The organism is Streptomyces graminilatus (genome assembly GCF_001418565.1).
Classification (GTDB): Bacteria; Actinomycetota; Actinomycetes; order Streptomycetales; family Streptomycetaceae; genus Streptomyces; species Streptomyces graminilatus.
The window spans coordinates 22,383-28,866 of the sequence record NZ_LIQQ01000143.1 but is presented as its reverse complement, the minus strand read 5'-3'; the positions used below and the strand labels follow the sequence as shown (position 1 = coordinate 28,866).

The window sequence follows — 6,484 nt, the reverse complement described above, 5'->3', positions numbered from 1 at the left end:
GACGGGAACGGGGACGGGGACGGGACCGGGGCCGGTGGCGGCTACCGGGTGCGGGCCACTCCGCAGCCGGAGGCCGTCGCCGTGCGCGAGATCGATCCCGACGCGCTGCGGGCCTGCGCGGCCACCCTGGAGAAGGCGGGCTGGCAGGTCGGCGAGCACACCGAGCCGCGTACGGGCGCCCGCTATCTGCTGGCGTCGCCCCGACGGACGTAACGGCTCCGGACTCCGGCGGACATGTCGCCCTCCGGTGTCTCAGGCTCCTGCGGCGATGGCGGCCAGCCGCCGGGCCTCCGCGCGCGTCGAGCGGGCGATCTCGTCCTCGTCGACGTGCAGCAACCGCCCGTTCTCGACGATCTGTTCGCCGTTGACGAAGGACGCGGTGACCGGGGCCGCCGCGCCGAAGACCAGGGCGGTGACCGGGTCGGCGATCGACGCGTGGGCCAGGGTGTCCAGGTTCCAGAGGACCAGGTCGGCGAGCTTGCCCGGCTCCAGTGACCCCGTCTCCCTTGCCCGGCCCAGGACCTGGGCGCCGCCGTACGTCCCGAGGCGCAGCGCCTGACGGGCGTTCAGGGCCGCTTCCCGGTGTGCCCCGAGACGGTTGATGAGGAGGGCGTTGCGCAGTTCGGTGTGGAGTTCGCCGGACTCGTTGGACGCGGTGCCGTCGACGCCGAGGCCGACCGGGACGCCGGCCGCGAGCATGTCGGGGACGCGTGCGATGCCCGCCGCCAAGCGGGCGTTGGAGGACGGACAGTGGGCCACACCTGTCTTCGTACGGGCGAAGGCGGCGATGTCCGAGTCGTTCATGTGGACGCAGTGCGCCATCCACACGTCGTCGCCGAGCCAGCCCGTGGACTCGAAGTACTCGGTCGGGCCCATGCCGAACAGCTCCTTGCAGAACTGCTCCTCCTCGACCGTCTCGGAGCCGTGCGTGTGCAGGCGTACGCCCTTGCGGCGCGCCAACTCCGCGCCCTGGCGAAGCAGTTCGGTCGAGACGGAGAACGGTGAACAGGGGGCGACCGCGATCTGGGTCATGGCGTCGAAGGACGGGTCGTGGTGCTCGTCGACCGTGGCCTCGGTGGCGGCGAGCGCGCCCTCCAGGGTCTCGACGGCGAAGTCCGGGGGCAGGCCGCCGTCCTTCTCACTGCGGTCCATGGAGCCACGGGCGAGGGTGAAGCGGACGCCCATCTCGCGGGCCGCGCCGATGATCGCGCCGGACAGGTCGCCGGAGCCCTTCGGGAAGACGTAGTGGTGATCCATGGCGGTGGTGACCCCGCCACGGGCCATCATCGCCAGCGAACCCTGTGCCGCCGCGCGGACCATCGGCTCGTCGATGCGCGCCCAGGTCGGGTACAGCGCCACCAGCCAGTCGAAGAGGTTGTGGTCGGTGGCCAGGCCCCGGGTGATCCACTGGTAGTAGTGATGGTGCGTGTTGACCAGGCCGGGGGTGACGAGATGCCCGCTCGCGTCGATACGCCGGACCACGTCCGCGAGGCCCTCGGGGGCCTTTCCGGCACCGACCGACTCGATACGGTTGCCGGCGATCACCACATGGCCGGACTCGTATTCGGTGTCGACGGCGTCCACGGTCGCGATGGCGCAGTTCTCGATGACGATGCGCTGACTCGTCATACCCATCGTGCTCATCGTGCGAACGTCCTTACAGGTTGGGGAGGTCGGCGGGGATGCGCGCCTCGGCGCCGTCGCGCAGGATCGTGCCCTCGATCAGGCCGTACGGCCGGTCGGCGGCGAAGTACACCTCGTTGTCGTTCTTCAGCCCGAACGGCTTCAGATCCACCAGGAAGTGATGCTTGTTGGGGAGGGCGAATCGCACCTCGTCGATCTCGTCCCGCCGCTCGATGATCCGCGCGCCCATCTGGAACAGGGTCTGCTGGAGGGAGAGCGAGTAGGTCTCCGCGAAGGCCGACAGCAGAGCCTTCCGGGTCTGGGCGTAGGACTCCTCCCAGTCGGGCATCTCCTCTGCGTCGTCGGACCAGTTGAAGCGCCAGCGCGCGGACACCTGGGTCGCCAGGATCCGGTCGTACGCCTCGGGGAGGGTCGTGTACTTGTCCTTGACGTAGCCCCAGAACTCGGAGTCGGTCGTGTTCATCACGACGAGGTCCTTGAGCCCGGAGACCACCTCCCACGAAGAGCCGTCGTAGGTGATCTGGGCCAGCCGGGTCTCCTGGTTCCGCCGGGCGAAGGAGTGCTCGCCCTCGCCCGCCGACTCGATCCGCTCCCAGGAGTACTCCTCGATCCGGATGCGCGCCTTCCTGATCGGCTCCTGGCCGGCCACGAAGTGCCGGGCCAGATGGATGCCGAACTGCTCGGCGGAGTCGATGCCGTGCTCCTTGGCGAAGGCGTACACCGTGTTCTTGGTGGTGTCCGTCGGCAGGACGTTCGCGTTCGAGCCGGAGAGGTGGACCTCGTCCATGTCGCCGGAGAGCGACACGGAGACGTTGAGATCCTTGACGTGGTGGACGGCGCCGTCGCGGGTGACGCGCACGACGCGGTTCTCGGCCTTGCCGTACTGGTTCTGCCCGAGAAACACGGGGCGGGCCGTGCCCGCTGAATCGGTCATGATGCTGCTAGCTCCCTCGGTATACGGAGTAGCCGAACGGGTTGAGCAGCAGCGGTACGTGGTAGTGCTCGCCCGGTACGACGGCGAACGTGACCGCCACCTCCGGGAAGAACACTCCGGCCTTCTGCTGCTTCTGCTCCAGGTACGCCTCGACCTCGAAGTCGAGCCGTACCTGGGTCGCGCCCTCCGGCAGCGCCGGCAGGTCCTTGCACCGCCCGTCCGCGTCGGTCGCACTGCCGCCGAGCACCTGCCAGTCCGCGTCCCGCCCACTGCGCGCGGCGAGCCGTACGGCGACACCGGCGGCGGGCCTGCCGACGCTGGTGTCCAGGATGTGCGTGGACACGGAGGCGGTGATGTCGGTACTCATGCCTGCTCTTCCTGTACGAGGTTGCCGAGCCGGATGCGGTTGATCTTCCCCAGTTCGGTGCGGACGATCTCCCGTTCCCGCTCCGGCGTGTTCCCGATCCGTTCCCGTACCGCGTCGCGCATCTGCTCGCCGCTCCGGCCGGTCGCGCAGATCAGGAAGACATGACCGAACCGCTCCTGGTAGGCGAGGTTCAGTTCGAGCATCTCCGCCTTCAGCTCCTCGGAGGCACCGGCCATACCGCGCTGTTCACGGGCGGAGGCCGGGTCACCGGGCTTCGGACGGCCGATCGGCGGGTGCCCTGCCATCGCCTCGGCGAGGTCGTCGGCGCTCAGCGCGGCCGTCGCGGTGTCGCTCGCCGTGTACAGGTCCTCGGCGGTGGCGTACGGGCGCTTCGCGAGCAGGTGCCGCCCCCAGGCCGACGAGGCGCAGACCTCGTGGAGGGCGGCACGGGCGGCCGGCTCCGCCAGGGCGTTGAACCGGGCGAGGCCGCCGGGACCGCCAGGGGGCGTACTCGACGTCACGGCGAACCTCCTTGGCCTTGTCCGTGCTGGGGATGTGCCGGGTGCGTGCCGGGTGCGTGCCGACTGCGCCCAGCTAACGCCTTCCGGCGACAGGACGTCAACACTTTGTTGAAAAATCCGCGTTACGGCACCTGCCACCCCTGGCCCGTGAGGTCGGACCCGCCTCTCGCGTCTCAGGTGGCCTTCTCGCGGTTCAGGTAGTTTGAGCCGATCTGAGTCTGTATCGTCCATACAGTCCAGGACGTCTGGCAAACGTCCAGGTCAGAGACGCGCCCCCCAGTGCCTCACACACAGCGTGTGAGAAACGTGTGAGACGGTCGGGCGCATCACGTGGTAGTAGGCACCGTCGGTGCCGATGGTTTCGGCACTACTGGCAGCGTGAAGCCGAACTCGGCCAGTAGATCCGCACTGGTCAGCACTTCTATGCCTCGCTCTCGTGATCGCTTGGCGAGCCGATGCTCGTTGGTGACCAGGGCGCACTGCTCAAAGCGGGCCGTCGATGCGATCAGCGCGTCTCGTGTGTGCTTGATGCTCTGGGACCGCATGATCTCGAAGTCGTCACTCTCGTCGCTCACGCGGCAGAAGTTCAGGCGTGAGTAGTCGAGTGCAGTAGCTCCCGTGGGCACGAGCTCACTCAGGGAAACGAGGAGCAGGAGGAGCGTACTCCGTCGATCAAGGTCTGGCACCTCGGCTAGCTCGTCGATGTTGACATGCGTGTAGAGGAGCTTGAGCGTCCCTGCTTGCACGGCTGACTCAAGCACTTCGTAGGCACCGGGCACGTCGGCCAATGGATCAACGGCATTTGAGTCAAAGACCACTCGTCGCATAAGGCCGCACACTACAGCTGGAGGAGGATGGGTTGCTCCTCCACATACGGGGTTCTGTCGCGTCACCAGAGGCTCATAGACAGGTGGCGCCCGTGCTCGTGATTCCTTGATCCATGAGGCGCGAAGCGCCTGCCTAGTGGATCTACACGGGCTTCAGCTCGTCTCTGCTCTCTGCTTGCGCCACGGTTCACCAGCAGTCGTCGGTGATGGCACTGACCAGGCGGAACCCTTGGGCCCCGATATAGGGCAAGGGCACCACCGTGATGAGTGGATCCTCAACCTCGATCGTCAGGCTTCGACCAACTACCCTGAGGCGCAGAACTATCTCCGGTGACGGTAGGTCATACTTCACGACTGCCTTGATTGCGCTGTCCACCAGCTCCGAGACGACGAGCAGTACGTAATCGAGGAGGTGGGCAAGGCCCCAGGAGTTCCCGACCCCTGAGCAAGATCAGGTCTTGGACGAGATCCTCAACAGCGCAGGGCAGAACTCGGAGGCTCAGAGATCAGAGCGCGCATGGCCAGTGCCGGCTTTGCACAGCACCACGCTGATGACGTGGTCGCGGCGGTGGAATGGATCATGGGGGATTCGACTGGTGTCATGTACTGGAGGCTGGAGCCAAGGGTGGGGTGATAGACCAGTACGAATCACACACCGGCAGGGTTCATTACGAACTCTTGCGCTGGATGAGAGGCGAGTCCAAGCGTGACCAACCTGCCCTAGGGGGCAGACCCAGGGACTTGACTACGCAGTGTTTTCAAATGCAGCTTATAAGGCTCACCCTTAGTAAGCGACGCCGCCCTCCAGATGCAGAGCGCAGCTCTATCGGCCATCCTAGAAGCAGGGCATTGTCCTCTGCTTCCAAGCTCATCATTGCTCTCTCTAGCGTTGCCGCGACAAGCCGGGTGGAAACGTGAACGAACGACACCAAGTCGATGTTGCCATTCTGGGCACTGGTTGCACAGGGCTTTTCTTGGCGCGCGAGTTGCGCCTCCGAGGAATTCGGTTTGCAATTCTAGGGGAGAAGCGTCACCGCGGTTACGCATCAACGCGCAATCAAGGTTGGCTCCAGAGCGGATCCTTCTATGCTATTTCCAACCGGCCATTTACCGCCCAAGCGTGCCGGGAAGGGTATCAAGAGATTCTTAAACTCTGCCCCTCTGCCGTTTCCAAGGACGTCCCGAGCTATGCTCTCTTTAAGTCACAAGAGGCGCTTATCAAAGCAGAAGAAGACTGCGCCCTGAGAGGTATCGCTATCGAAGATGTTACGGATGCTGTAGCGGCCAACGCGGAAGCAAATAACCCGCTACTTAAGAACACCGTCTTTGAATACCTGGCAAGGACTGAAGATTATCCGGTCGACACATCTACCGTGTTGAGTTGGCTGGTTTCCGATGCCCTTGATGAAAACTCATTGCGCTTTGTCACCAACCGCATGGATGGAGTTTCCTTTTTGCGCCCCAAAGATCTGTGGCAAATCACTACACCAGAAAATGTCGAGATTTCCGCCAAAGTCCTCGTTCTTGCCTGCGGCGCATATATACCTACCGCTTTGGGTAGAGCAGTGCCTGAACTTCGCACTCTGCCACCTCGTCTAACTAAGGCGATAGTGCTAGTTTTGAAGTGTACCGCTGATATTATTCCACCAGCCATCGTGATGGCTCCAGGAACTCCCGGCGCACCAACAGTTGTTCCGTTTTACGACTCGGATCGAACAATGCAGGGCGTGAGCGTGTATCTGCGTTCCGTGCCTTTGAACAGTTTGGACGATCACAGGTTGCCAGATCGAACACTCGAGGATAGCGCAAATCAACTCGAGTCTTTTTTCCCTGCCCTTAAAGATATTGTGCCCATACATGAACCCGAAGCCCATTTTTACACATGCCAGCTACCGCTGGACACATGCCGACTTGAGTGGTACTTTGGCGACGATCAACTGGTTATGCTTTACCCTGGAAAGTTTACGGCATCTCCAGTTGCTGCCAAGAAATGCGCAGAGAAGTTGTTTCCAGCGGGTTCGACGGAAGGGCAGAGTTTGGAGGATAGCTCTTCATCCTCTGATTCTTCTTTTATCGCTCAACGTCCGTACTTCGCAAAATCGCCATACCGCTTGCGCTTGGGACACTCTGGCGTTGAGGGGTCGGACAGACTACAGCTTATATTCGATGAAGTGGAGGACACCTAGTCCGA

Annotated in this window: 6 protein-coding genes and 1 pseudogene; 2 read left to right on the top strand and 5 right to left on the bottom strand. The window is 63.6% G+C overall.

Translation table 11 applies throughout. The annotated features are described in order from the left end of the window. Window positions 1-213, top strand: a pseudogene (locus AOK08_RS13965) (hypothetical protein); the annotation flags it as partial. Between the two features lie 39 nt (window positions 214-252). On the opposite strand, the gene AOK08_RS13960 reads toward AOK08_RS13965, so the two are convergent. From AOK08_RS13960 to AOK08_RS46420, 5 genes are all read right to left on the bottom strand, one after another. Further along, window positions 253-1,635, bottom strand: a complete 1,383-nt coding sequence (locus AOK08_RS13960) for an 8-oxoguanine deaminase (protein ID WP_241826945.1) — start codon at window positions 1,633-1,635, stop codon at window positions 253-255. A 22-nt stretch (window positions 1,636-1,657) separates the two neighbouring features. Further along, on the bottom strand, window positions 1,658-2,578 hold the full coding sequence (gene pucL / locus AOK08_RS13955; RefSeq protein WP_055525861.1) for a factor-independent urate hydroxylase: 921 nt from the start codon (window positions 2,576-2,578) through the stop codon (window positions 1,658-1,660). A gap of 7 nt (window positions 2,579-2,585) precedes the next feature. Then, entirely contained in the window at window positions 2,586-2,945 is a 360-nt protein-coding gene (uraH, locus tag AOK08_RS13950; protein WP_055525860.1) for a hydroxyisourate hydrolase, read from the bottom strand. Then, on the bottom strand, window positions 2,942-3,466 hold the full coding sequence (uraD, locus tag AOK08_RS13945; protein ID WP_055525859.1) for a 2-oxo-4-hydroxy-4-carboxy-5-ureidoimidazoline decarboxylase: 525 nt from the start codon (window positions 3,464-3,466) through the stop codon (window positions 2,942-2,944). Before uraD ends, uraH begins: the two co-directional genes overlap by 4 nt. A 326-nt stretch (window positions 3,467-3,792) precedes the next feature. After that, complete coding sequence (locus tag AOK08_RS46420) at window positions 3,793-4,254, bottom strand: PIN domain-containing protein (RefSeq protein WP_063794054.1); 462 nt, start codon at window positions 4,252-4,254, stop codon at window positions 3,793-3,795. A 953-nt stretch (window positions 4,255-5,207) separates the two neighbouring features. Between AOK08_RS46420 and AOK08_RS43115 the strand changes: the two genes are divergently transcribed. Then, window positions 5,208-6,479 carry an FAD-dependent oxidoreductase gene (locus AOK08_RS43115; RefSeq protein WP_079054016.1) on the top strand — a complete coding sequence of 424 codons (1,272 nt, stop codon included), beginning with the start codon at window positions 5,208-5,210 and terminating at the stop codon, window positions 6,477-6,479. Window positions 6,480-6,484 lie beyond the last annotated feature (5 nt).